Origin of the sequence: Marinobacter sp. AC-23 (assembly GCF_001858325.1) — a bacterium.
Lineage (GTDB): Bacteria > Pseudomonadota > Gammaproteobacteria > Pseudomonadales > Oleiphilaceae > Marinobacter.
The window spans coordinates 134,998-161,767 of record NZ_MBPP01000078.1; the positions used below are offsets into that span (position 1 = coordinate 134,998).

Sequence of the window (26,770 nt, forward strand, 5' to 3'; positions counted from 1 at the left end):
GCGCTTTAGAACTCGTATTTGAGACCTGCAGAAAACTGAAAGATATTGGCGTCTGTGCCGGTATCTTTGAGTAGTTTTCCGCCTTCAAAAACAATATAGGTATCGGTCAGCACTTCGACATCCAGGCCGAGCAGCCAACCTACGCCAAAACTGCTGTCCGGAAAATCTCCCTCCAGCTCACGGAATTGGGCGTTGCGATTTTCTTCCGGGTGGCTGAGCTCACCAGCGCCTTGAATAAACGAGAATCCGGCCTGGCCATAGATGTTGGCGTAGTTGGTAATGGGGTAGTGCAGGCCGATATACCAGCTGGCAAAGTAATCGATTGAAAGGCTCAGGTCGCCTCTAGGAACCTTGGCGTCGCGAAAACCGCCCCCCGCCCTAAGCTCGGCGTGAAACAGTTCATTGAGGTGGCCGCCAACTATCAGTGTGCCACCGGTACCTGTGGCGGTTTCATTGGACGCCGTGCCGATGGAGCGGTGATTGAACGCCGTTACCAGCAGGCCAACGTAATGCTTGTCTTCCCGGAGAGTTTCCTGCGCCAGGGCTGCTTGGGCACAAAGCAGACAAGCCGGCACCAGAGTGAGTATTAGGTGCGATCGAACAACCTTTTTCATTATTATCGGGTTTCCTGACGTGAGCGGTTACGGGCTGAGTTTGCCTTGTGTAACCGATTGTTACGTCGACCCGCGTCACACTTTAGTCCTCGTCAAACAAGCCCTCTTCCTGGGCCATCAACAGTAAGGCGTACACTCCGTTTTCTGGCAACTGGGGTTCCAGACCCTCTTCAAACAATAACTGCCGACGACGATCTTCCAGCGCATCGCTGTCCAGGCCGGTAATCAGGTCGGTAATGGGTGCGATTTCAAAAGGCGCTTCCTGGTTCATGGCGCTGAAGATTAAATCCACTAGAATTTCGTCTGGGTCCAGGCCATCTACGTATACCGTCTGGTCGGGTAGATCCTCGTGCAGTTCATGGATAAGCTCGAGCAAAGGCACGCCCTGTTCTGCAAGGTAGTGCAGGTCAACATCACCAAGGTCGCCGTCCTCGGGCAGCCATTCGTCTACAGGCGCTATCACCACCGTTTTCATTTGGCCGTCTGCCAGGGACCAAGCCATGGCAGTTGGAAAGAGGACGTCGTCGGTCTGGCAGTATTCGATGTCGAGAAATCTTGGTGCTTGCATGTAGGGCCTCGTGCCGTGGGTGAAAGAAAGAGGTTGGGTGCAGGCTAATGCCTGTTGCCCCGGTATGAGGTGTTAAGGCTTCATGCCATAATGTTGTGATCAATACTATTCTATCAGGGACATCATGGAACACGCTGAATTCAACAAAGATTTGCTGAAGTTTCTGAACGCATCAACCACGCCTTGGCACGCCGTGGCAACCATGACGCAACGGCTGGATGCAGCCGGGTTCGAAGAGCTGGACGAAAAGGACGACTGGGCTCTTGAGCAGGGTCGCGGTTATTACGTGGTTCGTAATGGCTCTTCAATCGTTGCTTTTCGCACCGGTGCTCAGGATGCCTCAGCATCGGGTATTCGTATGGTGGGTGCTCACACTGATAGCCCGTGCCTGAAAGTAAAACCCAACCCAGAGCTGCGCCGCAAAGGCTTTTTCCAGCTGGGTGTTGAAGTTTATGGGGGTGTTCTGATGAACCCCTGGTTTGACCGGGATCTTTCGCTGGCAGGCAGGGTGACGTTTCTCGACAGCCATGGCAAGGTCAGTGACACGCTGGTCGATTTCCGCAAGCCCATTGCGTTTATTCCCAGCCTCGCCATCCACCTGGATAGGGAGGCCAACACCAGCCGCACGGTGAATGCCCAGACAGACCTTCCACCAGTATTGATGCAGGTTGCGGAAAACGACGCAACGAGTTTTAACGATCTGCTCAGTCATCAGATTGCCAGTGAATCTGGCAGCAAAGTACGCAAGGTTCTGGGCTATGAACTGGGCTTTTATGATGCTCAGGAAGCTGGGTTTGTGGGCCTGCGTAGTGACTTTATTGCCTCCGCCAGGCTGGACAACCTGCTGAGCTGTTATATCGGGTTGCAAGCCCTGTTGAACACCTCGGGCGATGAGGCTGCGCTGCTGGTGTGTAACGATCACGAAGAGGTGGGCAGCGTATCTTCAGAGGGTGCTCAGGGGCCATTTTTAACGACGGTTCTCGATCGATGGTGCGGCGCTGGCAAGGCCAAAGCCATTGCTCGATCCATGATGATTTCGGCCGATAATGCACACGGCGTGCACCCGAATTACATGGACAAACACGATGAAAACCACGGCCCCATCCTGAACCAGGGCCCGGTTATCAAGGTGAATCATAACCAGCGCTATGCAACCAACAGCCGCTCAGCCGCGGTTTACCGACATATCAGCGATGAACTGGGGTTGCCGCACCAAACTTTTGTGGTGCGTAGCGATATGGGGTGCGGCAGCACCATTGGGCCGCTAACGGCTGCAAACCTGGGGGTGACAACGCTAGATATCGGTGTGCCGCAGTTTGGCATGCACTCTATCCGCGAGCTGATTGGTGCTGAGGATGGCTTTACGCTGTACCGCGTGCTAACCGAGTTCATGCAGCGCGAGCAGGTGTTTTGAAGCTGTGAACAAAAAATGCCGCTGCTTCATAAGAAACAGCGGCATTTTAGAATAAGTGGCTCCCCGAGCTGGGCTCGAACCAGCGACAAACGGATTAACAGTCCGTTGCTCTACCAACTGAGCTATCGGGGAACAGCATCAAGTCGGGCGGCATAGTAAGCGCTTTGTATTAGCTGGTCAACCCCCTGATATAAAAGGTCAAAATTTGTACCGCAGTATGGCTCATCAATATCGTCCTCCTCCTTGGCTGCGCAGTGGTCATGTTCAATCCGTGTGGCCGTCGCTTTTCCGAAAGGTACAGGTGGCAGATCCGCAGGCAGAAGTGCTTGCCACTGACGACAACGATGAACTGCATCTGGACTGGTATCGCCAAGGCAGCAGCCGTCTGGCCATCATTTCACATGGGTTGGAAGGGCATAGCCGGCGCCCCTATGTGCAAGGGTTAGCCAAAGCACTTTTGGCCGAAGGCTGGGATGTTTTAGCTTGGAACTTTCGCTCCTGTGGCGGGGTGATGAATCACCAGCCAAGGTTTTATCACAGCGGCGCGACCGAAGATCTACGCCGGGTGGTGGGGCATGGCTTGGCACAAGGCTATCAAACGGTGTTTCTTTCCGGTTTCAGTATGGGCGGGAACCTCACACTGCTGTATCTCGGTGAACAAGGTGAGCGCGTTGACAGTCGAATCTGCGGCGCGGTGGCCTATTCTGTTCCCTGCGATTTGGCAGGCAGTGCGGATATGCTGGCGCTACCCAGTCGGAAGATCTACATGCAAAGGTTCTTGAAGGATCTTCGCGTGAAAATGAACGAAAAAGCACAAAAGTTCCCCGATCTTATTGATGTTTCGGATTTCGATACGATTCAGAACTTTCACCAGTTTGATGATCGCTACACAGCGCCGTTGCACGGATTCAAGAATGCCGCAGATTACTGGGCTCAGTGTTCTGCGTTAGGCAGATTGAAAGATATCAAGGTGCCTGCATTGATGGTAAACGCGGCAGACGATCCGTTCTTATCGGCGAATTGCTTTCCGGAATCACTTTCGGTGCTGGGAGCCCACGTTCGATTGGATGCGCCAAAGTGGGGCGGCCATGTGGGGTTTGTAGATCGTGGCCGTGATGGTTATTACTGGTCTGAACGTCGGGCCCTCGCGTTTTTGCAGGGCGTGGTGTGATGCGGCCTTAGTCAAGCAGAGGCTTGAGCACCGGCCATATGTTATCAAGCAGCCTTGGCTGGGCTTCGGCAGTGGGGTGAATGCCGTCCCCTTGCATCAGGTTCTCTTGATCGTAGATTCCTTTCAAAAAGAAGGGAACCAGAGCGGTGTTGTAGCTGTCTGACAGCGCTGGAAAGATATCAGCAAACATCTGTGTATAGCGCTGACCGTAGTTTGGGGGTATTTGCATGCCAACCAGAATGGCGCGGGCGCCAGAGTCCTGAACACTCTCAACCATTGAAGCCAGATTGGATTTGATCACACCAGGGGGAAAGCCGCGAAGGCCGTCGTTACCGCCCAGCTCGATAATAACCACGGAGGGATTATTTTTTTCAAGCAACTCAGGCAGGCGACGGACACCGCCATCTGTGGTTTCACCACTGATGCTGGCATTCACTACGCTCCAGTTGCTCAGGCCATTGCTTTGTAAACGCTCGCGCAACAGTTGCGCCCAGGCTGTTTCCGATGGCACGCCGTAGGCGGCGCTTAGGCTGTCACCTACAATCAGAAGCGTTGGCTGGCCGGCCATGACAGGCATGGCAAAAAATGCCACCAGAAGAAATACGATTGATCTTACGTACAGCAATAGCGTATGCATAAACAGCCTAAACACCTTAATAAATGAACGTGCCTTTTCCGGGAGCCCCGTAAGCAACATGCAAACTAAAAACCCTGATAGCCAGCGCCCGATGTTGCGCGTTGAAAACCTGACCCACCGCGTAAGTCTGGAAACAGATACGCTGACGATCTTGACGGGGGTCAGCCTTGAAATCAATCGGGGAGAATCCGTAGCCATTGTCGGCCGCTCCGGTTCTGGCAAAACCACCTTGCTTGGATTGCTTGCTGGTCTCGATACGCCAACCGAAGGCACCGTTGAGCTAGACGGCGCCATTATCAGCCGGTTAAGCGAAGATGAACGAGCTAAATTGCGTGCCCATCGTGTGGGATTTGTATTCCAGTCATTCCAGCTTTTGCCGGCGCTGACCGCTCTGGAAAACGTGATGCTGCCGTTGGAACTGGCGAGTATGGACGCACCGGAAAAGCGTGCCCGCGAGCTTCTTGAGCGAGTAGGGCTGGGCGAGCGGCTTACCCACACACCCAGACAGCTCTCCGGTGGCGAGCAACAGCGAGTAGCCATTGCCCGGGCGTTTGCCTCCGACCCCTCCATACTGTTTGCTGACGAGCCTACCGGCAATCTGGATAACCGCACCGGGCAGGAAATTTCCGATTTGCTGATGGCGCTGAACCAGGAGCAGGGCACCACGCTGGTGATGGTTACACACGATGAACAGCTGGCGGCACGCTGCTCCCGGCAATTCCATATTGAGGCGGGCGAGTTAACTGAGCCGGTAGCTCAGGCGGAGCTTGCGTACTGATGGCTGCTGCAAAAAAACTAATGTCTGTACGCCGCGACTGGCGGCAGCGAGATGTGCGAGTGGTACTTGCGGCGCTGATTATTGCCGTAGCTACTGTGGCCACCATCGCTTTGTTCGCCAGCCAGTTACAACGCACACTGGTGTCTTCTGCCAGCTCTTTTTTGGCCGCAGACAGGCAGCTAGAGGCAGAAAACGGGCGTCCTGTGCCCGAACCGTGGATTACTGAAGCCGTGGAGCGTGGGCTTGAAACCGGCCGTATGGTGGAGTTCTCCACCATGGTTTTTGGCAGCGATGCTTTCCAGCTAGTATCGATAAAGGCCGTTAGTAACGAGTACCCGTTACGTGGCGAGCTCGAAATTCAGGGGGCTTCAGAAGGCTCTCGAGAACAGGTAAAGCACGGCCCGGCGCCAGGAGAAGTCTGGATTAGCCCCAGGCTGTTGCGACTGCTGGATATTCAGATTGGTGACCCTCTTGAGGTAGGCAGCCAGAACCTTACCGTGTCTGGCTTATTGCTCCGCGAGCCAGATGGTGGGTTCAGCCTTTCTGCACTCGCGCCCCGGGTGATGATGCACGTGGATGACGTAGCTTCCACCGGCGTTATTCAGGAGGGTAGCCGAGTGGAATACATTTACCTGTTTGCGGGTAACGAGGCTGCACTCGAAGATTACTATCAATGGTTGCAGCCACAACTTGAGCCTAGCCATGAATGGGAAGGCGTTCGCGATGGCGAAACCTTTTCCCGCTCGTTGGAGAGGGCCGAAAGCTTTCTTTTGTTAGGGGGCAGCTTGGCGGTTTTGCTGGCCGCTGTGGCCGTGGCGGTTGCCAGCCGGCAGTATGCGCTTTCCCAGCGCGACACCGTTGCCTTGCTCAAAACCCTTGGTCTCGGCAGCGACGGAATTGGGCGACTTTATTTGAAGCGCCTCGCCCTCTGGGGCGTAACTGGCATGGTCGGCGGCCTTCTGGTGGCCCTTCCATTATTCTGGTTGCTAACCCAACTACTCAGCGAGGCGTTGGAAAGGCCAGTAGAGTTTCAGTTGGATTCATCCGCGCTAACACCAGCGTTGCTTACGGCGCTGGTTTCACTGTTTGCCTTTGCCTATCCGCCCATTCGGCGCCTCAGAAACGTGCCCGCAATGCGCGTACTGCGCAGCCAACCGGGTGAGACCGGGCGGGAAGCCTTGCCCGATATGTTGACTGCCGTTGTGGCAGTGTTTGGCCTTGTGTGGATGTATGCGGGTGAATTGTCACTGGTGGTTTCCCTACTCGGCGGTCTTGCGTTGCTGTTGGGAACGCTTGGTTTGCTGGGAGGGCTACTCGTCGCAATGCTCCGAAAGGTTCGTGGTGGCGGGCACTCGTGGCGCCTGGCTTTAGTGGGTCTATACCGTCATCGCCGCGCCAGCCTGTCGCAAATTGCCGTGTTTGCCATGACGCTCATGCTGGCAACAACGCTAATTCTGGTACGCACGTCCTTGCTGGATGACTGGCAAGCACAGCTTCCAGACGACGCACCAAATCATTTCCTGATCAATATTGCCCCGGATGCGGTGGATGACGTTGCCGGCTATTGGAAAGAGCGTGGCCAGCCACTGGACCAGCTTTACCCCATGGTGCGTGGTCGGCTAACAGAACTGAACGGCCAGCCGGTAAAAGAAGCGGTGAGTAAAGATCAGCGGGTAGGGGCCCTAAATCGGGAACTGAACCTCACATGGATGGATACGCTTCCGGCTGATAACAATATTGTGGAAGGCCGCTGGTTTGAAACTGGTCAAAAAGACGGGGTATCCGTAGAGGCGGAGCTGGCGGGCAAACTTGGGTTGGTGTTGGGTGATGAGCTTACGTTCACCATCGGTTCCGACAAGGTCACAGAAACCGTTACCAGCATTCGCACGGTTCAGTGGGACAGCATGAAGCCCAACTTCTACATGGCGTTTCCACCGGGAGGCGGCCTTACCAACATGCCGGCCACCTGGATAACCAGCTTTTATCTGCCAAGAGAGAAAAAAAGCGCGCTAAATGAGTTCTCTCGACGTTTTCCGACGGTTTCCTTGCTGGAAATTGACAACATTATTGAACGCATACAGGAAATAGTCCGGCAGGTTACCCAGGCCATTGAGGCAATCCTTGTGTTGATACTGGCGGCGGCGTTGGTGGTGATGGCGGCGGTGGTCAGCGCCACGCTTCAGGATCGCCGGAGGGAAGGGGCGCTTCTGCGCACCCTTGGTGGCCGCCAAAGCCTGCTTGTGCGTAGCACCATGCTGGAGTTTGCGCTGCTCGGTSSCATTCCGAAGGGCTGGTGGGGCTTGTGGGCTCCCGTGAAGAGCCTATTAACCTGGAAGATGCACCGTCCCACCCCCGCTATCGCTACTTTCCTGAAACGGGCGAAGAGCGTTTCCGTTCTTTTCTTGGGGTTCCCATTATTCACCATCGCCGGGTACTCGGCGTTCTTGTGGTTCAGCAACGGGAAAGTTCCCGATGTTTCGATGAGGGTGAAGAAGCCTTTCTGGTTACCGTGTCTGCTCAGCTTGCCGGAGTGATTGCCCACAGCGAAGCAACCGGTGCGATTAGCGGTTTGTCGCTGACCGGAGAGGAGGCCCGCGACGTAAGCTTCGACGGTGTGCCCGGCTCGCCAGGGGTGGCTATCGGCCACGGGGTGGTGGTTTACCCTGCTGCAGATCTGGATGCAGTGCCAGAGAGGCCGGCGGAAGATATTGAGCTGGAACTGGAGTTGTTCCGGCATGCTGTACAGGCGGTCTGGGAAGACATCGAAGCCGTCGCAAAGCGCCTGACTTCACGCCTGCGCCCAGAAGAATTGTCGCTGTTTGACGTGTATCTGCGGATGTTAGGCGATGAGGCCTTGCCCGGAGAGGTCAATAATAGAATCCGTGAAGGGGTTTGGGCGCAGGGTGCACTAAAGCAAGTGGTTCTGCAGTACGTTCGCCAGTTTGAAATGATGGACGACCACTACCTGCAAGAACGGGCAGTAGACATTCGCGATCTCGGTCGCCGCCTGCTTTCCTATTTGCAGGAAGGTGAGCAAGAAGATGTGGTCTATCCTGAGCGCACGGTTCTGGTCAGTGAAGAGCTGACCCCAGCCATGCTCGGTGAGGTACCCCGAGGGAAGCTTGTGGGTCTGGTGTCCGTTAAAGGCTCCAGCAACTCCCACGTAGCCATTCTTGCCCGTGCCATGGGTGTGCCTACCGTTATGGGCCTGGTGGACATTCCGGTTAATCAGCTTGATGGCAAAGAGCTGATTGTGGATGGCTTTGAGGGGCAGATTTTTGCTTCTCCCTCATCGGATCTACGGACATTTTTCCAAGCCATCTGTGATGAAGAAGAAGAGATCGATCGGGGGCTGGAAGCGCTTCGCGATTTGCCTTGCGAAACAACCGATGGGCATCGGGTTCCGCTTCTGGTCAATACCGGTCTGATGACGGATGTGGTGCGGTCGCTGTCCCACGGCGCTGAGGGCATAGGGCTATACCGCACCGAAGTGCCGTTTATGATTAAGGATCGCTTTCCGTCGGAGCAAGAGCAGCGCCAGTATTACCGTGAACAGCTGGAGGCGTTTGCCCCCAATCCGGTAACCATGCGCACCCTCGATATCGGCGGCGACAAATCCCTGACCTACTTCCCGATTGAAGAAGAAAACCCGTTCCTGGGCTGGCGGGGTATCCGGGTTACCCTGGATCATCCCGAGATTTTTTTGGTGCAAGTGCGGGCGATGCTGAAAGCCAGTGAAGGTCTGAACAATCTTCAAATCATGCTGCCCATGATCAGCAATATTTCTGAAGTTGAAGAGTCCCTGCACCTGATCTATCGGGTGTATCACGAGGTGAGGGAAGAGGGTTTCGACATTCACATGCCCAAAGTGGGGGTGATGATAGAAATACCCGCTGCCGTGTACCAGATTCGTGAACTGGCAGATCGTGTGGATTTTCTGTCGGTTGGCTCCAACGACTTGACTCAGTACTTGCTTGCGGTAGACCGCAATAACCCTCGAGTTGCACAACTCTACCACTCCTACCACCCAGCTGTGCTGCAGGCTTTGGTACGCATAGCTCAAGATGCCCATGCGGTGGGTAAGCCCCTGGGTATTTGCGGCGAATTGGCCGGGGACCCTGGAGGGGCGCTGTTATTGATGGCCATGGGCTACGATTCGCTATCCATGAACGCGGCCAGCCTACCGAAGGTAAAGTCTGTGATCCGCAGCGTTAGCAAGGAGTGGGCGGTTAAGCTTCTTAAAGATGTGCTGTTGCTGGATTCGCCCCATGTAATCAAGAGCTGTGTGGATTTGGCATTGCGTAACGCCGGCTTTGGTCGTTACCTCCGGCCGGGCAAATCCACGTCTGCGGCACTGGCGGAACAAGCTGCCCCCTGAGGATGTCATATCAGGCAGTGTTTCAAATCTAGGGTGCTGACTCTAAACCGGGTTGCTACCGTGTTAGCCAGACATAATAGGATGTTACATCTCGCTATTTACCTGAAAAAGGCAAGGCTATGAACGCGCCAACCAATCTGAAACCTGCTCCACGCATCGGGCTCGCGCTTGGTGGGGGCGGCCCTTTGGGTGGGATTTATGAGATTGGTGCACTCCGGGCGCTGGATGAGGCGCTGGACGGCTTGGATTTTAACAATCTTGACGTTTATGTGGGCGTGAACACCGGCTCGTTTGTTGCGGCCAACCTGGCTAATCAGATGACCACTGCCCAGCTGTGCCGGATCTTTGTGCGCAATGAAGCGGAAGTTCACCCTTTTCACCCAGACGTATTTTTTCGCCCCGCATTGAGGGAAATGGGCAGCCGACTGTTGGCTGTGCCTGGGCTGCTCTCTACCGCGGTTCGTCGTTTTGTTAGTAACCCCTATGATCAGAGCTTGCTTGAGGCTCTCACCATATTGGCGCAAGCCGCGCCCGCTGGGCTTTTTGATAACGAAGGGTTGCATCAGTATCTTCAGAGCACGTTTTCCATGCTGGGGCGCTCAAACGATTTTCGGCAATTGAAGCGCAGCCTGTATGTGGTGGCCGCCGATGTGGAAAGTACCGAGGCTGTCTGTTTTGGTGCGCCAGGGTTCGATCATGTGCCGATTTCCAAAGCCATCCAGGCGAGCACGGCGTCGCCAGGGTTGTACGTGCCGGTTGATATCGATGGCCGATATTATGTGGATGGTACCTTGCGCAAAGGCTTGCATGCTTCGGTAGCGTTTGAAGATGGCGCGGATCTGGTTTTTGCAGTAAACCCTCAGGTACCGATTGACGCCAGCGCAGCGGTAAGAGCTGGAACCATGAGACCAGGGGAACTGACTCGTTCGGGTATGCCCAACCTGCTGTCTCAAATGTTCCGAACCATGGTGTATTCCCGCATGCAGTCAGGGGTAGCCCATTACGCGACCGATTACCCGGATAAGGATCTTCTCCTGTTTGAACCCACCAGAGATGACGCCAAACTGTTTTTCTCTAACGTGTTCAGCTTCCAGTCACGCAGGATGGTGTGTGAGCATGCCTATCAGATGACCCGTCGGGATCTGTTGCATCGGGCGGATGAACTGGAACCAAAACTTGCGAAGTACAGCATAAAGCTGCGCAGGGACAGGCTGGAAGACGAACAGCGTACTATTAGCACCAGCCTTTATGGCGAAATGCTGCCACTGTATGTGGCTAAGAGCAGAAAGAAAAAAGCGGCGGAAAAAGGGAAGCTCGTAGCAGGGCTGGAAAACGTCACGCACCTGTTTTCAAAAGCAGAATAAATAACTGGGCCAAGCGCACAAAAAGTGCGGTTGGCCCAGAGGTCTCTGATTCGCGATTACCAATCAGAGAATATAGCGACTCAGATCTTCGTCTTCAGACAATTCCCCAAGCTTTTCATTTACGTAATCGGCGGTCACTTCAAACGCTTCTGTTACGTGGTCACCGGCATCGAACGACAAGCTTTCCAGTAGCCTCTCCAAAACCGTATGAAGGCGCCGGGCACCGATGTTCTCAGTTGTCTCATTCACCTTCCATGCAATCTCTGCAATGCGGGCGATGGCGTCTTCGTTGAACGTCAGCTTAACGCCCTCTGTGGCCATCAGTGCCTCATATTGCTGTACCAACGAAGCATCTGGCTCTGTGAGAATGCGTTTGAAATCGCCTGGGCTTAAAGCCTGTAGCTCCACGCGGATAGGCAAGCGACCCTGAAGCTCGGGGATCAGGTCCGAGGGCTTGGACAGATGGAACGCGCCGGAGGCAATAAACAGAATATGATCCGTACGCACCGAGCCGTATTTAGTGCTCACGGTGCTGCCCTCAATCAGCGGCAGAAGGTCCCGCTGAACGCCTTCCCGGGACACATCTGAGGAGGTGTTTTCTGAACGCTTGGCCACTTTGTCTATTTCATCGAGAAACACAATGCCATTCTGCTCTACCGCAAGAATGGCTTTCTGCTTGATCGATTCTTCGTTGACCAGCTTCGCAGCTTCCTCTTCCTTCACCCGTTTTAGAGCGTCGGACACCTTCATCTTCCGAGGCTTGGACTTTTCCGAGGCCATGTTGGAGAACATGCTCTGCAATTGGTTGGTCATCTCCTCCATGCCTGGCGGCGCCATGATTTCCACGCCAGCGCCTGAGTTGCTCAGATTAATCTCAATTTCCTTGTCGTCCAGCTCACCTTCGCGCAGCTTTTTCCGGAACATCTGGCGCGTTGATGAGTCTTCAGAAGGCTTCTGGCTGTCTTCATCAAAGCTTCTGGCAGGTGGTATCAGAACATCCAGAATGCGGTCTTCCGCCGCGTCCAGAGCCTGCTCTTCGTGGCGCTTCATTTCCTGAACGCGCAGCATCTTAACGGCCATATCCGCCAGATCACGAATAATAGACTCCACATCACGCCCCACATAGCCTACCTCGGTAAACTTGGTGGCTTCTACCTTCAGGAAAGGTGCATCGGCCAGCTTGGCCAGGCGACGGGCAATTTCGGTTTTACCCACACCGGTAGGGCCGATCATCAGAATATTCTTTGGCGTGACTTCATCACGAAGGCTGCTGTCGAGCTGCATACGGCGCCAGCGATTTCTCAGGGCAATCGCCACCGCTCGCTTGGCTTCTTGCTGGCCTACGATGTGTTTGTCGAGTTCGTGAACAATCTCACGGGGAGTCATTGCAGACATGTTTGCTCCGAATCAATCGTTTTTAGAGGGTGGCTCTATGGAGAGTGTTTCAAGGGTGCGGTTGTGGTTCGTGTAAATGCAGATATCCGCCGCTATGTCCAAGCCCTTCTCCACAATTTCATGGGCCGAAAGCTCGGTGTTTTCAAGCAGTGCGCGCGCAGACGCCTGCGCGAACGGGCCGCCAGAACCAATCGCAATCAACCCCTGCTCAGGTTCGATGACATCGCCATTGCCGGTAATAATTAAAGAGGCGTTTTTGTCTGCCACGGCCAGAAGCGCTTCCAGTCGTCGCAAGGCTCTGTCTGTGCGCCAGTCTTTGGCCAGTTCAACGGCTGCTTTCGTCAGGTTACCCTGGTATTTCTCAAGCTGGGCTTCAAACCGCTCGAATAACGTAAAGGCGTCTGCGGTGCCGCCTGCAAAGCCGGCAATCACTTGGCCGTTGTAAAGGCGGCGCACTTTTCGGGCGTTACCCTTCATTACGGTGTTGCCCAGAGAAACCTGGCCGTCTCCACCCATGGTCACTTCGTCATCGCGTCTGACCGAAAGTATGGTAGTCATTGGGGCTCCAATTGCCTGATGAAAATCGGTATTGGCCAGTTATGGAGGCAGGATAGAAGAATTCAAGTGATATGCAGGGGAGGCTCCACTTCGAAGCCTCCGATTGTGCGCGGGAACCGTTAGTTTTTCTTCGGAATTTTCCGGGCAAGGGGTTGAATGTTAATAGACACCAGCTTGTCTATAGCGGCGCTCATTTGGCTCCGCGAAGTGAAAGGCCCAACATTCACTCGGTACCATATAGTGCCACTGTCTAACTCAATGTGTTGCACCGAGCTCTGAGGCCCTGGAATGCAACCTGTGCGCGCTGGCGCTCAGCGTCTTCTTTGCTGCGAAATGAACCGGACTGCACTATGTAGTCATAATCTTGCCGGGATGGGCCAGGGGTGTACTCGTCCACCGTCGCAGGGACAACCTCCGATTCCGGAAGCATGTCGTAAAACCGGAATCCTGGCTTTTTCTCTTGCGGCTTGGCGATTTTTTCTGCCGATTGCTGTGCTGGTTTTTCGGCAACAGGCTGTGGCCCGGCGCTAGGCGGTACAGAGTTCAGGTAAACAATAAACCCGATAAAACCGCCTACGGTGGCCAGTGACAGGATCCACTTCAAAGATAGGCCTCCACGTTGCGAGCGAGCCGGCGCGGCAGGCTTTGTGCGCTTTTTAGGGGCGCGCGCAGCCTTGGTCGGCTTTCTTTTTGAAGTGGTGGCCGGCGTGGCCGACCTTTTTTTACGGGCGTAGTCATGGGCCATTGTTGCTACTTACATCTCTTCTGGTGCGCTGACGCCCAACAGGCCAAGCCCGTTGTCGATTACCTGGCGCACAGCAAGGTAAAGGCTTACACGGGCATCACGTACGGCTGTGTCTTCAATCAGCACTTTGTGGGCGTTGTAATAGGTGTGGAACTGGCCAGCCAGCTCTCTCAAGTAATGCGTAAGATGGTGCGGTTCGCGCTGGGCTGCCGAGTTGGCAATCAATTCCGGGTATTTTGCCAATTGATTTGCCAGCTCTTTTTCTTCATCCAGAGTAAGCAGGGACAAATCGCCCACGCACTCATTGAGACCGCGCTCAACACCTTCGGCAGACAGCTTCCGCAACACACTGCAAATGCGCGCATGAGCATACTGAACGTAATACACCGGGTTTTCATTGGTCTGGGAGCGGGCCAGGTCGATATCGAAGGTCAACTGGGAATCAACTCGCCGTGCCGCGAGGAAAAAGCGGGTAGCATCCCGGCCTACTTCGTCGATCAGGTCGCGAATGGTTACGTAGCTGCCGGCCCGTTTGGAGATTTTCACTTCCTGGCCAGAGCGGGTAACCATAACCATCTGGTGCAGAACGTAATCTGGCCAACCCTGGGGGATACCCGCGTTCAACGCCTGTAACCCGGCACGAACCCTGGTAACGGTGGAGTGGTGGTCGGCACCTTGCTCGTTGATTACCGTGGTAAAGCCGCGCTCCCATTTGTCCAAGTGGTAGGCTACGTCTGGCAGGAAGTAGGTGTAGCCCCCGTCTTTCTTGCGCATCACCCGATCTTTATCATCGCCGAATTCTGTGGTTTTCAGCCACAGGGCGCCACCGTCTTCGTATGTGTAGCCGTTGCTCTGAAGGCGTTCTACGGCCGCCTCCACCTTGCCGCTCTGGTAAAGAGACGACTCCAGAAAATACACATCAAACTGAACGCCAAAGGCTTTCAGATCCAGGTCCTGCTCCCGGCGCAGGTACGCCACGGCAAATTCCTGAATGGCGGCGCGGTTCTCCGGGTCGGCGCTGGCGGTCACTTCGCGGTCATCTGCGGTTACGGTATCGCCAGCCAGGTAGGCCTTGGCAACATCGGCAATGTATCGCCTCGGTAACCGTCTTCTGGCCAGTTTTCATCTTCCGGCGTTAGCCTTTAACGCGAGCCTGCACCGAGAGCGCCAGGTTGTTAATCTGGGCGCCAGCGTCGTTGTAATAAAACTCCCGGGTAACGTTATAGCCGTTCGCCTCCAGCAGGCGGCAAAGGCAATCACCAATGGCCGCGCCCCGGCCGTGGCCCACATGCAGCGGGCCGGTCGGGTTGGCAGAAACAAACTCCACCTGAACGTTCTCACCCTTGCCGTTGCCGTTTCGGCCGAACTGCCCAGCCTCATCCAGAATCGTATTAACAATCTCAAACGCACTGGAGGTGCTCATAAAGAAGTTTATAAAACCGGGCCCGGCAATTTCCACCTTATCCACGGCGCTGCTTTCAGGCAGCTTATCAATCAGCCTTTCAGCCAGCTTGCGAGGCGCACAGCCCGCCGTTTTGGCGGCAACCAGTGCAATGTTGCAGGCATAATCACCGTGGGATTTATCCTTGGTGTTGCCTACTTGCGGCGTGAAGGTTTGGTCGGCAGGCAGCGTGCCTTCAGATTGAAGGGCAGCCAGCGCGGACTGGAGCAGGTCGGAAACGGTCTCTTTCATGCGTCAGATGACTCGATATTCAGAAGGATGGATGCAGGGCAAAAGGCCCGTTAAAAAAGAAGGAGAATATTATCGCGGAAAGCTGGAGTGTAAGCAAAGTCACAGGTATGTAATGAACCGCCTAATGCATGTGCTAATGCGGCTTTAAAAGATTTGGCAGCGAAAGCTGCTCCATTGGGTCTTTCTGTCGCGTTTTGTGAAGAGCCGGCCCTGGGTGTGCTGCAGGGCCGGGGTTTGTTCGCTAACCTATTAGTTGCAGGCTGTTCCGTTGTAAGGGCTGCCATTGCCTCCAGGAGGGCTTACGCCTTCGTCACTGAGATCATCTGCGAGGCAAGGTAGAGTAAATTCTCTGGTGTTAGAGCTTGAGAAACCTTCAACATTAGACGTTGCAGTCAGGCGAACTTTTACCCACGAGCACTCCCCTTTGGGATATCTGATATTGAACTCGATTGAGCCGACAGCATCCGTAACGACTGAGTTAGGTGCTGATGCTGGATTGGCAATTTCTGTTCCGTTATTGGCATCAGCATGGTTCGTTTGACATGTCTCGGTTGGGTCGATTTCCCACTTTTTTTCAGCCCAAACATAAGAGCCTTTAGTAAATTCCAGAGGAAGAATGCTTAGCTGGACAGACTGGTTGGCGCTGGCGTTTCCATTAGCATCGGTGACCAGAACACTCCAGGGCATGTCATAAGTCGTTTCAGAAGGCGCAGATATTGTGTTTCCTGTGCCTAAAATTAGTGTTAATGCCCTGCCTGCAACAGTGAGAAAGAGCGATTTGGATTCGGATGTACCGTCTTTCCGGGTAATGGTTGCAGTTACCTGTACGCCATCCTTTTCACTGATACTGCTAGTTGACTTGTAAGTGGAGATAGCGCGGCCTTGGCTGTCCGTTTTTACGCTTCCAGGAAGTAGGGTTCCGCCAGTTGAATCTATAAGCGAGAATTCGACAGCTGCATTTTTGACTAAGTTACCATTCGCATCTTTGACGGTAGTGATAATGCTGCTTCGCCGTTCGTGGAAACTTGAGTTTTTGATGCCCGCATAGTTATCGTTTGGGGGGATGAGGAGACGAACTCTATGGACTTGGTTGCTTCAATCTGGCTGCCCTCAGAGCTTTCGGCGCTGGCAGTGATTTCGGCTATTCCGACATCGTTAGAGCTGATGCTAGCCGTGGCAATACCTTGCGCATTGGTAAGAACATCGTTGGCAGACAGCGTTCCTCTTGTTGAAACAAAGCGAACGGATTGACCGACCACTGGAGAGCCGTTCTGATTCCAGCGGACAGAGATTTCTTTTGAGCTTCCAACCTCTAACTCGATAGCATCAGTGCCATCAAAAACAAAATTATCTGCTGAGATGTTCACATCAAGCTGCGCTGAAATCCGGGACTCGCCTTCGTAAGCAGCGACAGACAATGTGTCCAAGCCTCCCGCCTGAGCGTCGAGCAAGAACTGTACTCGCCCCGCGGAGTCTGTTGATACGGATGTGGTCGACACAGTGTTGTTTTGGCTTGATATGCTGACGACAGTATTGCTAATTCCTTGTCCGGCGGAGTCAAGCAAGCGGGCTTCAAAATTTGCAGAAGCACCGTTGCTTATAGCTGAGGGGCCCGTCAGGTTCATTGTCGTGCCCGTTACATCAACATTTACGGATCCCGAGATTGAGTTAGCAGACGCGGTGACTGAGATAGTACGGTTTCGTGCATCGCCCTGAGTTGATAGTTCTGCGCTGGCTTGCCCCGACTTTGAGGTGGTTGGCGCTGTGACAATCAGAGATCCATTGTTGGAGGCTTCAAAGTTTACACCCACGTCAGGCGTGAGAATACCATTTTGATCGCGCACCAATGCCGTGATTATGGCTTTGTCCTGGCCTGAGGAGCCCATCGCCGGAGTACTGGCAAGGAGTTGTATTGAGCCGATGTTGACGCTTGGGTTCGTAGGCTCCTCGGTGCCACCGCCACTGCCATTATTGTTGCCGTTGCCGGCCAGAGGTGTCGAGTCGTCATCACCACCACAGGCGGCAAGCATGAAGGCCAGCGACAATGCCGACGCACGAGCAAAAAATTTCCCTGACATTTTTATCTCCAGTTTCCGTTACAGCACAAGCCCCTAAATGCGTATTTACCGCGCGATCGCTGCAAGCTAAGGCACATTTACAGGTTTAGATTATTAATTTTCGGAAAGCATAGCATAGGTTTTGACCATGAAATGCTGATTAGTATTCATTTCTGCAATTGTTTGTAACGCAGCGTAGCCCGTTTAATTTTAGTGGCTTAACCGGTTTCTTGCGGGTCCACATCTATCATCCATTTGGCGCCCTTTGGGGCTTTTTCTTGTTCGAGTGTCTGGCAAATGCCGGTCAGCAGTTTGTTGAGTCTTGAGCGGTTGCCTGTGTTCAGTACCAGCTGCGCCCGGTGCCTGTCTGCCCTGCGCGCAATTAGCGCAGGTAGTGGCCCCCAGGTTTCGATGCTAGGTGCGTGGGTGAGTGGTTTGATGCGATCCAGTATTTGCAGGCTTTGCTCCATGGTGTCCGCTTCGGCCCGGAAGATCGCCATAGCGCGGTACGGAGGAAACTGGCCGGCTTCGCGCTCCTCAAGAAGCTGGTCGGCCATGTCCAGATAGCGGCCATTGCATAGTGTTCTGAGGAGCGGGTGGTCGCTGTGACAGGTTTGAACGACTACCTTTCCGACTTTCGTACCACGCCCCGCTCGCCCGCTTACTTGAAGCAGAGTTTGGAGCAGTTGTTCCGGGGCTCTGAAGTCGACACTAAAAAGCCCTCCGTCGGCATTGATAACAATCACCAACGTTACATCCGGGAAGTCGTGGCCTTTGGCCAGCATCTGGGTGCCAACAAGAATGCATGGTTCGCCACTGTTTACCTGTTTCAGGATATTTTGAATGCTGCCTTTGCGTTGGGTGCTATCCCGGTCGACACGAACGATGGGCGTGTCCGGGAAGTTCGCAGCGAGAATGTCTTCTGTTTGTTCAGTGCCCTGGCCAACCGGTTTGAAGGCTTCGCTTTTGCACTTCGGGCAGGTTTCAGTTGCGGCGGTCTGGTAATCGCAGTGGTGGCAGCGCATGGCTCGGTCACGGCGGTGGTAGGTAAGGCGAGTGTCGCAGCGCGGGCATTCAACCATGTGGCCGCAATCAAAACACATCATCACTGGCGCAAAGCCACGGCGATTTACGAACACCAGGGCTTGGTTACCGCTATCCAGGGTTTGCTGGAGCGCCTGCATAACCGGGCGAGAGAGCCCCCCTTCAAGCGGCCGGCTGCGTATGTCCAGTAAGCTGATAGATGGGGGGAGGGCATTGCCGGCCCGTTCTTCCAGTCGGATGAGCCGGTATTTGCCGGTAAGGGCGTTGTGGTAGGACTCAAGAGACGGCGTGGCCGAGCCCAGAATAACTGGGCAACGGTTCAGGTGAGCGCGATAAACGGCTACGTCACGGCCTGAGTAGCGAAAACCCTCGCCCTGTTTGAATGAACTGTCGTGCTCTTCGTCGACGATCAGTGCTTTCAAGCCGGTAAATGGGAGCAGCACCGCAGAGCGAGTGCCAATGAGGATAACTGGCTCGCCGTTGCGGATTTTCAGCCACGCATTCAAGCGTTCGCTGTCGTTCAGTGCCGAGTGCCAAACCAGGATGCGCTCGCCAAAGTAGCGCTGAAATCTGGCAACTGTTTGCGGTGTGAGGTTTATTTCCGGAACCAGCACTAATGCTTGATCTTTCGCGGAGAGGTTCTTTTTTAAATAGTGCAGGTAAATTTCTGTTTTGCCACTGCCGGTGATGCCATATAGAAGGGAGGCGCTGAAACCGTCCTCGGGGGTTGGGAGTTGGGAGGCGGCTTCTTGTTGCGCAGCCGACAGTTCGGGGGCTGCGACGGTTTCTTTGTGCTTTTGATCTTGAGAGTTCTGCTCTGGAGGTGTTGCGGCCTGGATCAATTCTTTGTTGCTTAACGTTTTCAGCTGCGCGCGAGTGAACCCGGCCTTAGTGATGTCGCCACTTTTGACGCCTGACTTGTGGCGCGCTATCCAGTCCAGTAAGTGCTTTTGTTTGTGGGCGTTTGCTGGCAGTGCCGCACTGCTGCCGCAGGCCTGCCACCAGTCTTCGCTTTTCTCGATAGCTGGCCGGCCCCGCCTTAGTGCTGGGGGCAGGGCGGTGAATAGGCACTCGCCCAGCGGGTGTTGATAGTAATCGCTGGCCCAGCTCAGGAGGCGAAAGGTTTCTTTGGGTAGGGCAGGCCATTCTTCTAGCGCGCTGTGGATGGGCTTGAGTGTAATACCTTCGGGTGGAGTGATGTCAGTTTCCACCACCAGGCCAATGGCTTGCTGACGCCCAAATGGGATCTTTACACGCTGACCCGGCCTTAGGGCAAGGCCGGCCGGCACAATATAGTCAAACAGCCTTCTGAGCGGCCGGTTCAGTGCAATGCGGGCAGTGGATGGCACTGGGTGCTTCCTTGTGGTTTGGGGCGTTGCGGTATCTGCTTATCTCTGTGCCGCCACGGCCCAGCTTCGCTGCAGAGCCAAGGCCGGGTTCGTGCACTTGTAAGGCTTGCCTGCCAGCATAATTGCAAGTAAGATTCGCGGTCTGTTTACGGCAGGGCATGATTGTGCCCCGTCTACTCCATTGATTCAAACATGCGGTGCCTGGCACCAGGCTTTAATCAACGCCCCGTGATCAGGTAGCGGCATTACCCACAGAGGTTCCCCATGAAAGAAGGTATTCACCCAAAGTACAACGAGATCACTGCAACTTGCTCTTGCGGTAGCGTGATGAAGACCCGTTCCACTTATGGTAACGATCTGCAGCTTGATGTGTGCTCACAGTGCCACCCATTCTACACGGGTAAGCAGAAAGTTATGGACACAGGTGGTCGTATCGATCGCTTCCAGAAGCGTTTTGGTGGTCGTATCGCTGGTGCCAAGAAAGACTGATTCTTGTCGCAGAGTCAAAAAAAGCGCCCTCGGGCGCTTTTTTTGTGCGTGGCCAAAACTAGTCGCTTAATTCTTGATTGTACGCAATTCGCCGTATTGACTGATCATAATTTGTTCGGGTGGCCCTTGTCGTTTTGGGGCGGGCGCGCCATAATGTCGCGCTCCTTTAGGTAGGCCCTCGCCTTCTGAAGGCTTATTACCTTTTAACGTGACAAACGGAACAGTGGCAATGTCTCAAGATCTGAAAGAAGCAGCCCTTGAATATCACGCCAAGCCGCGGCCTGGGAAGATCAGTGTAGAAATCACCAAGCCGACAGCGACCGCCCGCGACCTTGCTTTGGCATACAGCCCCGGCGTTGCCGAACCGGTCCGCGAGATCGCGAAGGACCCGGAGAACGCATATAAGTACACTGCCAAAGGCAATCTTGTAGCGGTTATCTCCGACGGCACTGCGATTCTAGGCCTGGGTAATCTTGGCCCGCTTGCAAGCAAGCCGGTAATGGAAGGCAAAGGCGTACTGTTCAAGCGCTTTGCTGGAATTGACGTGTTCGATATCGAAGTCAATTCCGAAAGCCCACAGGCGTTCATTGAAACCGTTGAGCGTATCGCTGACACCTTCGGTGGTATCAACCTTGAAGACATCAAGGCGCCGGAGTGTTTCGAAATTGAACGCGCGCTTATCGAAAAGTGCAACGTGCCCGTCTTCCATGATGACCAGCACGGTACGGCGATTGTTACTGCGGCGGGCATGATTAACGCCCTTGAGCTGCAGGGCAAGAAAATTGAAGAAGCGAGGGTGGTTTGCCTGGGTGCCGGTGCTGCTGCAATCGCTTGCATGAAGTTGTTGATCAGCTGCGGTATCAGCCCTGAGAACATCTATATGCTCGACCGCAAGGGTGTGATCCACTCAGGTCGCGACGACCTCAATCAGTACAAGGCGATGTTCGCCAACGAGACTGATAAGCGTACCCTGGATGAAGCAATGGAGGGGGCGGATGTTTTCCTCGGGCTTTCTGGGCCGGATCTGTTGAGCGCTGACCAGCTCAAAAAGATGGCGCCAAACCCGGTTGTGTTTGCGTGCTCGAACCCGGATCCGGAGATCGATCCAGCGGTGGCTCACTCGGTTCGCGACGACCTGATTATGGCTACCGGCCGTTCAGATTACCCGAACCAGGTAAACAACGTTCTTGGTTTCCCGTTTATCTTTCGTGGTGCGCTCGACGTTCGTGCGACCTGCATCAACGAAGAGATGAAAGTGGCGGCGGTAAATGCCATTCGCGAATTGGCGAAAGAGCCGGTTCCGCAGGAAATCTGTGAAGCCTACGGTGCTGACAGCTTTGAGTTTGGTAAGGAGTACATCATTCCCAAGCCCATGGATGTTCGCCTGCTGGAGGTTGTTCCGGCTGCCGTGGCCCGTGCTGCTGTGGATTCGGGTGTGGCCAGTAAAGGTTACCCGGCACATTATCCGTTGAAGAGCATGGATGACATCATCTGATCGATGGCGTTCTGAAGTTATAAAAAAACCGGCGGTGATCCCGCCGGTTTTTTTATGGGTGTTTGTCTGGAAGTATCAGAAGATCTGACGTGATAGGTCGTCCCCATTTCCGCCTGTGCCGCCAGACCCTTCATCATCTGCTGCCAGAGGTGCTGGTGCGTCTTCTTCTTTGAATATTTCGAACGTACCGTCTTCGCCAGGTCTTGCGCGCTTGCCCGTCTCTGGGTTGATGCGAATGTTGACGATGCCGTTCGGTCTGGGCATGAAAGCGGAGGATTCTCCTTCCAATGCTACCTTCATGTAATCGAGCCAGATAGGCAAAGCCGTGCTTGCGCCAAACTCCCTGCGGCCCAGTGGCGCAGGCTGATCAAAGCCCACCCATACGGTGGTAGCAAGGTTGTGGTTGAACCCTGCAAACCAGGTGTCCCGCTGCTCGTTGGTGGTGCCTGTTTTTCCGGCAATGTCGTCACGCCCAAGGCTAGTGCTCGTCGCCCGGTTCCGCGTTTAACCACGTCTCTGAGCATTGAGTGCAGGATGTAAACTGAGCGCTCATCTGCAAGCCGCCGCATAACTCGTGTTTTAGGGGCGGACTCTTTGGTCAATGCTGGCGCGTTGTCGCTCTCTTCATCTGGGTGTGAGGAGGGTGCTTCATTAGTGTCGCAGTTCGTGTCGCACAGAACGACTTTGGGCGCCTCATACACTGTCTCACCGTTAACGTCTGTGATGTTCTGAATCAGGAAAGGCTCTACATCGTAGCCTCCGTTTGCAATAACGGCGAGCCCTCGAGCCAGCTCCATGGGTGAGAGCTGGCCGCTGCCCAAGGAGAGAGATAGGTCTTTGGGCATGTTCTCAGCGGGAACCTTGAGTTGTCTCAGGTAGTCCAGCGTCCGGGGAATTCCGAGATCTCGCAAAAGTCGAATCGACACCAGGTTCCGTGAGCGGTAAAGCGCTTTGCGAAGCGTGGTAGGGCCGTAAAACTGCCCGGAGGAGTTCTGGGGGCGCCAAGCGGTTTCGAGTTCCGAGTCGTCAAATACAATCGGTGCGTCATTGAAGATGGTTGCGGGCGTCATGCCGCTCTCAAGAGCGGTCAAATACAGGAACGGCTTGAAGGTAGAGCCCGGTTGCCGCTTGGCCTGCATGGCGCGATTGTACTTGCTTTGGCCGAAGCTATAGCCGCCGGCGAGAGCTTCAATGGCCCCGGTTTTTGCCTTAAGAGAGATCAGTGCGCCTCAGCTTTCGGGGTCTGCATGAGGGACACCCGGACTGGCTCGGCAATGCCGGAGGCGGCAACATTCGAGCGCTCCTCGTCTGCCGGCAATGTCGGTGCTTTCGCTAAATCATCTACTCGAACGTAAACAACGTCACCCACACTCACCACGTCAGAGGGTTTTTTTGGCTTGGGGCCGGTCAGGTTTTCTGTTTTATAGCGTTGGGCCCATTGCATGGTTTCAAACGGCATTACCGCCGGACCAAAGCGGCGTACGTGGGCGCGAGCCTCGCCCTTGTCATCATCAACTGCCGTTATAACAGCGGGCATTAAAGACTCAATTCTTGGGTAGTTCAGCATGGTGCTGGATAGGTCGTCACCGGAGAGGGTTTCAGTGTCAATCTGGCCAATAGGCCCGCGGAATCCGTGCCTTCGGTCGTAGGCTTCAAGTCCGCTTCTGAGTGAGTCTGTTGCCGACTGTTGTTCTTTGCTATCTACCGTCAGGGTAACGGTGTAGCCGTCGGTGTAAGCTTCATCGCCAAAGCGCCTGACCATTTCGGCGCGCGCCATCTCTGCCACGTAGTCGGCATCTACTTCCGCTTCAGTGGCGTTATAAGTTGCTGTGATCGGGGCTTGGATGGCGAGCTCGTAGGCGTCGACGCTGATAAAGCCAAGCTCCTTCATCCGGCCAAGAATCCAGTCTCTGCGAACCAGTGCGCGTTGGGGGTCGGCAAGTGGGTTGTAAGCAGACGGAGCTTTGGGCAGGCCTGCCAGCATGGCCATTTGCGCAAGGGAGAGTTCGTTTACTGGTTTGTTGTAATAAACGCGGGCTGCCGCAGCAATGCCATAGGCTCGGTTGCCAAGGTAGATCTTGTTCAAATACAGTTCGAAAATCCGGTTTTTATCAAGTTCACGCTCTATCTGAATAGCCAGAAGTATCTCGTTGAACTTGCGAATAAAGGTGCGATCACGTGACAAAAAGTAATTTTTTGCAACCTGCATTGTGATGGTACTGCCACCAGATTGGATCGAGCCAGTAGAGATCAGTTCGATTGCAGCCCGCACCAGTCCTTTAATGTCGACCCCGTGATGCTCGTAAAATCGCGAGTCTTCGGCCGCCATAAAGGCTTGTAACTGAATTGTTGGGATCTGTTCGATTGTGATCGGTGCCCTTCTCTTTTCACCGAATTTTGCTATTAATCTGTTGTCTTTGCTATATACCCGCAATGGCGTCTGGAGTTTTATCTCCAGAAGCTGTTCGACAGGTGGAAGGCCGGGACGAAGGTAAAGATAGAAGCCTGAGCCTACGATAACGGCGACACTCAGACCAGTGAGAAATAACCATGCAAAAAGGCGAGATGTACGCAACAAATGGGACATTTTTTTCTGACAACTGTTGGATATAGGTCTATCATTTGAGAAATTGCTTTAGGAAGGATGAGTCGCTTCACCGCAGCAATTGTTCTCAATTGAATGAGAGCAAACATTGTAGACGGAATAATGAAGAAATTCTCTTAAATAAAAAACACATAAGTCATATAGCCGGGTGCATCTAACCAGGTATAGGGTGAGCGCGTGTTCGGATTGTTCGGAAAGAAATCCAGTGCAGTATTGGGCTTAGATATAAGCTCAAGCTCCGTCAAGCTCCTCGAGCTGTCGAAGCAGGGCGACCGCTATAAGGTCGAGAGCTACGCCGTTGAGCCGTTACCGGCTAACGCTGTTGTCGAGAAAAACATCACGGATGTAGAAGCCGTTGGAGAGGTCCTCAAGCGGGTGGCTTCCAAGTCCCGCACCAGCATAAAACATGTGGCGGTGGCGGTATCCGGTTCTGCAGTCATTACCAAGCTTATCCAAATGGATGGCGGCCTCAACGAATTTGAAATGGAAGACCAGATCGCCTTGGAGGCAGATCAGTATATTCCATATCCCCTTGATGAAGTGGCAATCGATTTTGAGGTGCAAGGGCCTTCGGAAACAAATCCGGATCAGGTTGACGTGCTCTTGGCCGCGTGTCGCAAAGAAAACGTGGACATCCGTGAGGACGCACTCGAGATTGCCTCTCTCAACACTAAAATTGTGGACGTAGAAGCCTACGCGCTTGAGCGTGCTTACGCGTTGATTGAGTCTCAGCTTGACTCTCAGGGCGAAGATCTTGTGGTGGCAGTCGTTGATGTCGGCGCAACGATGACCACGTTGAGTGTTTTGGCTGAAGGCAAAACGGTCTACACCCGAGAGCAAATCTTTGGCGGCAAGCAGCTCACCGAAGAGATCCAGCGTCGCTACGGTTTGTCTGTTGAAGAAGCAGGTCTTGCCAAGAAACAAGGTGGGCTGCCTGACGATTACGATTCCGAAGTACTTACACCGTTCCGGGAGGCTGTGGTTCAGCAAGTTGCGCGTGCGCTCCAGTTCTTTTTCGGAGCCAGTCAGTACAATGCGGTGGACTACGTAGTGCTCGCAGGTGGTACTGCTTCGATTCAGGGGCTGACAGAAATGGTGGAAGAGAAAACAGGAACGCCGACACTGGTCGCGAACCCCTTTGCGGAAATGTCGGTCGGTTCTAGGGTTAACGCATCGGCGCTGAGCAACGACGCTCCCTCGCTGATGATTGCCTGTGGCCTGGCAATGAGGAGCTTCGACTAATGGCAACAATTAACCTCAGGCCTTGGCGCGAAGAGCTTAGAGCAGAGAAGCAGAAGCAGTTTGTTGTGATGATTTTAGGGGCCGCCATCATTGCCGGTGGCCTCACATTTCTGTGGAGTTCGGATCTGGACAGCGGTGTTGCGTATCAGCAGTCCCGAAATGCCTACATTGAATCGGCCACCAAAAAACTGGATGAGCAGATTCGTGAGATTGAAAGCCTCAAGCGCAAGCGTGATGAACTGCTGGCTCGCATGAAGGTTATCCAGGATTTGCAGGGTAAGCGCCCTGTGATTGTTCGTGTGTTTGACGAACTGGTGCGCACGTTGCCCGACGGCCTTTTCTACACAGACCTGAAGAGAACGGGTGACCGAGTGAGCATTGTTGGCATGGCAGAATCGAATAGCCGAGTATCAACACTCATGCGGCAGTTTGATGAATCCGACTGGTTCACCAGCCGAATCTCTCAAATGTATCATCGGCGGATAGCCGGCGAGCGGGGTACAGTCAATTCACCATGACCGTTAATCAAAAAACACCAGAGCCCGAAGGGGAGGATAAGTAATGAGCCTCGCGGACTCACTAAAAAGCCTCAATGAATTTGATATCAATGACCTTGATGTAAACAACGCTGGCATTTGGCCGGCACCTATCAAGGCTATTGTCGTGCTGATCATTTTTGGTCTGATCATGGGTGGCGGTTACTGGTTCTTTATCAAGGATCAGTACGTACAGCTCGACCGGGTTGAAAAGACCGAGCAGGATTTGCGCAAAAAATATGAGGAAAAGGCCTACCGGGTAGCGAATATCGAGGTTTTCAAGGCGCAGATGGTAGAGATGGAAGAAACGTTCGGTGCGCTTGTGCGACAGTTGCCAAGTGAAACCGAAGTCCCAGGCCTACTGGAAGATATTACCAATACGGCTCTGGGTAACGGTTTGGCTCTTCAAGAAGTAAAGCTTCAGTCTGAGCAAAAGCGTGACTTCTATTCCGAACTGCCGATCAATATCCGTGTTTCAGGCTCTTATCACGAGCTGGCATCGTTTGTAAGCAGTGTCGCAAGCCTTCCACGAATCGTGACTCTGCACGATTTAACCATTAAACCAACTGGCGGAGACGGCGAGCAACTTGATATGCAGGTTGTTGCCCGAACATACCGCTACCGGGCTGGAGAATGAG

18 protein-coding genes, 1 tRNA gene and 6 pseudogenes are annotated in these 26,770 nt (G+C 54.0%); 11 read left to right on the forward strand and 14 right to left on the reverse strand.

Going from position 1 to position 26,770, the window contains the following annotated elements; translation table 11 throughout:
* Nucleotides 1-5: 5 nt before the first annotated feature.
* Nucleotides 6-614: an outer membrane beta-barrel protein gene (locus BCA33_RS18710; protein ID WP_071268209.1), complete on the reverse strand. Its 609-nt coding sequence runs from the start codon at nucleotides 612-614 to the stop codon at nucleotides 6-8.
* Between the two features lie 82 nt (nucleotides 615-696).
* Nucleotides 697-1,182: a hypothetical protein gene (locus tag BCA33_RS18715; protein ID WP_071268211.1), complete on the reverse strand. Its 486-nt coding sequence runs from the start codon at nucleotides 1,180-1,182 to the stop codon at nucleotides 697-699.
* 124 nt (nucleotides 1,183-1,306) lie between these two features.
* Here BCA33_RS18715 and BCA33_RS18720 point away from each other — a divergent pair, with 124 nt between their 5' ends.
* Nucleotides 1,307-2,596, forward strand: coding sequence for a M18 family aminopeptidase (locus BCA33_RS18720; RefSeq protein ID WP_071268213.1), 1,290 nt, complete (start codon nucleotides 1,307-1,309; stop codon nucleotides 2,594-2,596).
* Between the two features lie 56 nt (nucleotides 2,597-2,652).
* Here BCA33_RS18720 and BCA33_RS18725 read toward each other — a convergent pair.
* Nucleotides 2,653-2,728 (reverse strand) — tRNA-Asn (locus BCA33_RS18725).
* 169 nt (nucleotides 2,729-2,897) lie between these two features.
* On the opposite strand from BCA33_RS18725, the gene BCA33_RS18730 reads away from it, so the two are divergent.
* A complete protein-coding gene (locus BCA33_RS18730; protein WP_254774614.1) occupies nucleotides 2,898-3,767 on the forward strand; it encodes a YheT family hydrolase in 870 nt (289 codons plus the stop codon).
* Between the two features lie 7 nt (nucleotides 3,768-3,774).
* Here BCA33_RS18730 and BCA33_RS18735 read toward each other — a convergent pair whose 3' ends face one another.
* Nucleotides 3,775-4,404, reverse strand: a complete 630-nt coding sequence (locus BCA33_RS18735) for an arylesterase (RefSeq protein WP_083394830.1) — start codon at nucleotides 4,402-4,404, stop codon at nucleotides 3,775-3,777.
* 58 nt (nucleotides 4,405-4,462) lie between these two features.
* Between BCA33_RS18735 and BCA33_RS18740 the strand changes: the two genes are divergently transcribed.
* From BCA33_RS18740 to BCA33_RS18755, 4 genes and pseudogenes are all read left to right on the forward strand, one after another.
* Nucleotides 4,463-5,182, forward strand: a complete 720-nt coding sequence (locus BCA33_RS18740) for an ABC transporter ATP-binding protein (protein WP_071268215.1) — start codon at nucleotides 4,463-4,465, stop codon at nucleotides 5,180-5,182.
* Nucleotides 5,182-7,458 (forward strand): annotated as a pseudogene (locus tag BCA33_RS18745) (ABC transporter permease); the annotation flags it as partial. The gene BCA33_RS18740 and the pseudogene BCA33_RS18745, both read left to right, overlap by 1 nt.
* 5 nt (nucleotides 7,459-7,463) lie before the next feature.
* Nucleotides 7,464-9,560, forward strand: a pseudogene (gene ptsP, locus BCA33_RS18750) (phosphoenolpyruvate--protein phosphotransferase); the annotation flags it as partial.
* 119 nt (nucleotides 9,561-9,679) lie between these two features.
* On the forward strand, nucleotides 9,680-10,924 hold the full coding sequence (locus BCA33_RS18755) for a patatin-like phospholipase family protein (RefSeq protein ID WP_071268217.1): 1,245 nt from the start codon (nucleotides 9,680-9,682) through the stop codon (nucleotides 10,922-10,924).
* 63 nt (nucleotides 10,925-10,987) lie between these two features.
* Here the strand turns inward: BCA33_RS18755 and hslU are convergent, their stop codons facing one another.
* The 9 genes and pseudogenes from hslU to BCA33_RS18785 all read right to left on the reverse strand — a co-directional run bounded on the left by hslU (nucleotide 10,988) and on the right by BCA33_RS18785 (nucleotide 19,765).
* The gene (gene hslU / locus BCA33_RS18760; RefSeq protein WP_071268219.1) at nucleotides 10,988-12,319 is read right to left on the reverse strand and encodes an ATP-dependent protease ATPase subunit HslU; all 1,332 of its coding nucleotides are present in this window, start codon (nucleotides 12,317-12,319) and stop codon (nucleotides 10,988-10,990) included.
* A 12-nt stretch (nucleotides 12,320-12,331) separates the two neighbouring features.
* Nucleotides 12,332-12,877 carry an ATP-dependent protease subunit HslV gene (gene hslV, locus BCA33_RS18765; protein WP_071268221.1) on the reverse strand — a complete coding sequence of 182 codons (546 nt, stop codon included), beginning with the start codon at nucleotides 12,875-12,877 and terminating at the stop codon, nucleotides 12,332-12,334.
* Nucleotides 12,878-12,996: 119 nt separating this feature from the next.
* Nucleotides 12,997-13,146 (reverse strand): SPOR domain-containing protein, encoded by a 150-nt coding sequence (locus tag BCA33_RS22955; RefSeq protein WP_368087270.1) that lies wholly within the window; start codon nucleotides 13,144-13,146, stop codon nucleotides 12,997-12,999.
* A complete protein-coding gene (locus tag BCA33_RS22960) occupies nucleotides 13,128-13,481 on the reverse strand; it encodes an SPOR domain-containing protein (RefSeq protein WP_368087271.1) in 354 nt (117 codons plus the stop codon). Before BCA33_RS22960 ends, BCA33_RS22955 begins: the two co-directional genes overlap by 19 nt.
* 150 nt (nucleotides 13,482-13,631) lie before the next feature.
* A pseudogene (argS, locus tag BCA33_RS22965) lies at nucleotides 13,632-15,315 on the reverse strand (arginine--tRNA ligase).
* 249 nt (nucleotides 15,316-15,564) lie between these two features.
* Nucleotides 15,565-16,002, reverse strand: coding sequence for a hypothetical protein (locus BCA33_RS22425; protein WP_254774619.1), 438 nt, complete (start codon nucleotides 16,000-16,002; stop codon nucleotides 15,565-15,567).
* A gap of 219 nt (nucleotides 16,003-16,221) precedes the next feature.
* Nucleotides 16,222-16,317: pseudogene (locus tag BCA33_RS22970) on the reverse strand (hypothetical protein); the annotation flags it as partial.
* A complete protein-coding gene (locus BCA33_RS22430; RefSeq protein ID WP_254774620.1) occupies nucleotides 16,281-17,393 on the reverse strand; it encodes an Ig-like domain-containing protein in 1,113 nt (370 codons plus the stop codon). The gene BCA33_RS22430 and the pseudogene BCA33_RS22970, both read right to left, overlap by 37 nt.
* A 197-nt stretch (nucleotides 17,394-17,590) precedes the next feature.
* The gene (locus BCA33_RS18785) at nucleotides 17,591-19,765 is read right to left on the reverse strand and encodes a primosomal protein N' (protein WP_071268223.1); all 2,175 of its coding nucleotides are present in this window, start codon (nucleotides 19,763-19,765) and stop codon (nucleotides 17,591-17,593) included.
* 264 nt (nucleotides 19,766-20,029) lie between these two features.
* Here BCA33_RS18785 and rpmE point away from each other — a divergent pair, with 264 nt between their 5' ends.
* Both rpmE and BCA33_RS18795 read left to right on the forward strand, forming a co-directional pair.
* Nucleotides 20,030-20,254, forward strand: coding sequence for a 50S ribosomal protein L31 (gene rpmE / locus BCA33_RS18790; RefSeq protein ID WP_071268225.1), 225 nt, complete (start codon nucleotides 20,030-20,032; stop codon nucleotides 20,252-20,254).
* Nucleotides 20,255-20,483: 229 nt separating this feature from the next.
* A complete protein-coding gene (locus BCA33_RS18795; protein ID WP_071268227.1) occupies nucleotides 20,484-21,749 on the forward strand; it encodes a malic enzyme-like NAD(P)-binding protein in 1,266 nt (421 codons plus the stop codon).
* Nucleotides 21,750-21,824: 75 nt separating this feature from the next.
* Here BCA33_RS18795 and BCA33_RS18800 read toward each other — a convergent pair.
* A pseudogene (locus BCA33_RS18800) lies at nucleotides 21,825-24,336 on the reverse strand (penicillin-binding protein 1A).
* A 195-nt stretch (nucleotides 24,337-24,531) separates the two neighbouring features.
* On the opposite strand from BCA33_RS18800, the gene BCA33_RS18805 reads away from it, so the two are divergent.
* The 3 genes and pseudogenes from BCA33_RS18805 (at nucleotide 24,532) to BCA33_RS18815 (ending at nucleotide 26,769) form a co-directional block, all read left to right on the forward strand.
* Nucleotides 24,532-25,596 (forward strand): pilus assembly protein PilM, encoded by a 1,065-nt coding sequence (locus BCA33_RS18805; RefSeq protein WP_071268229.1) that lies wholly within the window; start codon nucleotides 24,532-24,534, stop codon nucleotides 25,594-25,596.
* Nucleotides 25,596-26,158, forward strand: a pseudogene (locus BCA33_RS18810) (PilN domain-containing protein). The gene BCA33_RS18805 and the pseudogene BCA33_RS18810 overlap by 1 nt, the downstream one beginning before the upstream one ends.
* Nucleotides 26,158-26,769 (forward strand): type 4a pilus biogenesis protein PilO, encoded by a 612-nt coding sequence (locus BCA33_RS18815; protein ID WP_071268231.1) that lies wholly within the window; start codon nucleotides 26,158-26,160, stop codon nucleotides 26,767-26,769. Before BCA33_RS18810 ends, BCA33_RS18815 begins: the two are co-directional and overlap by 1 nt.
* Nucleotide 26,770: the final 1 nt, after the last annotated feature.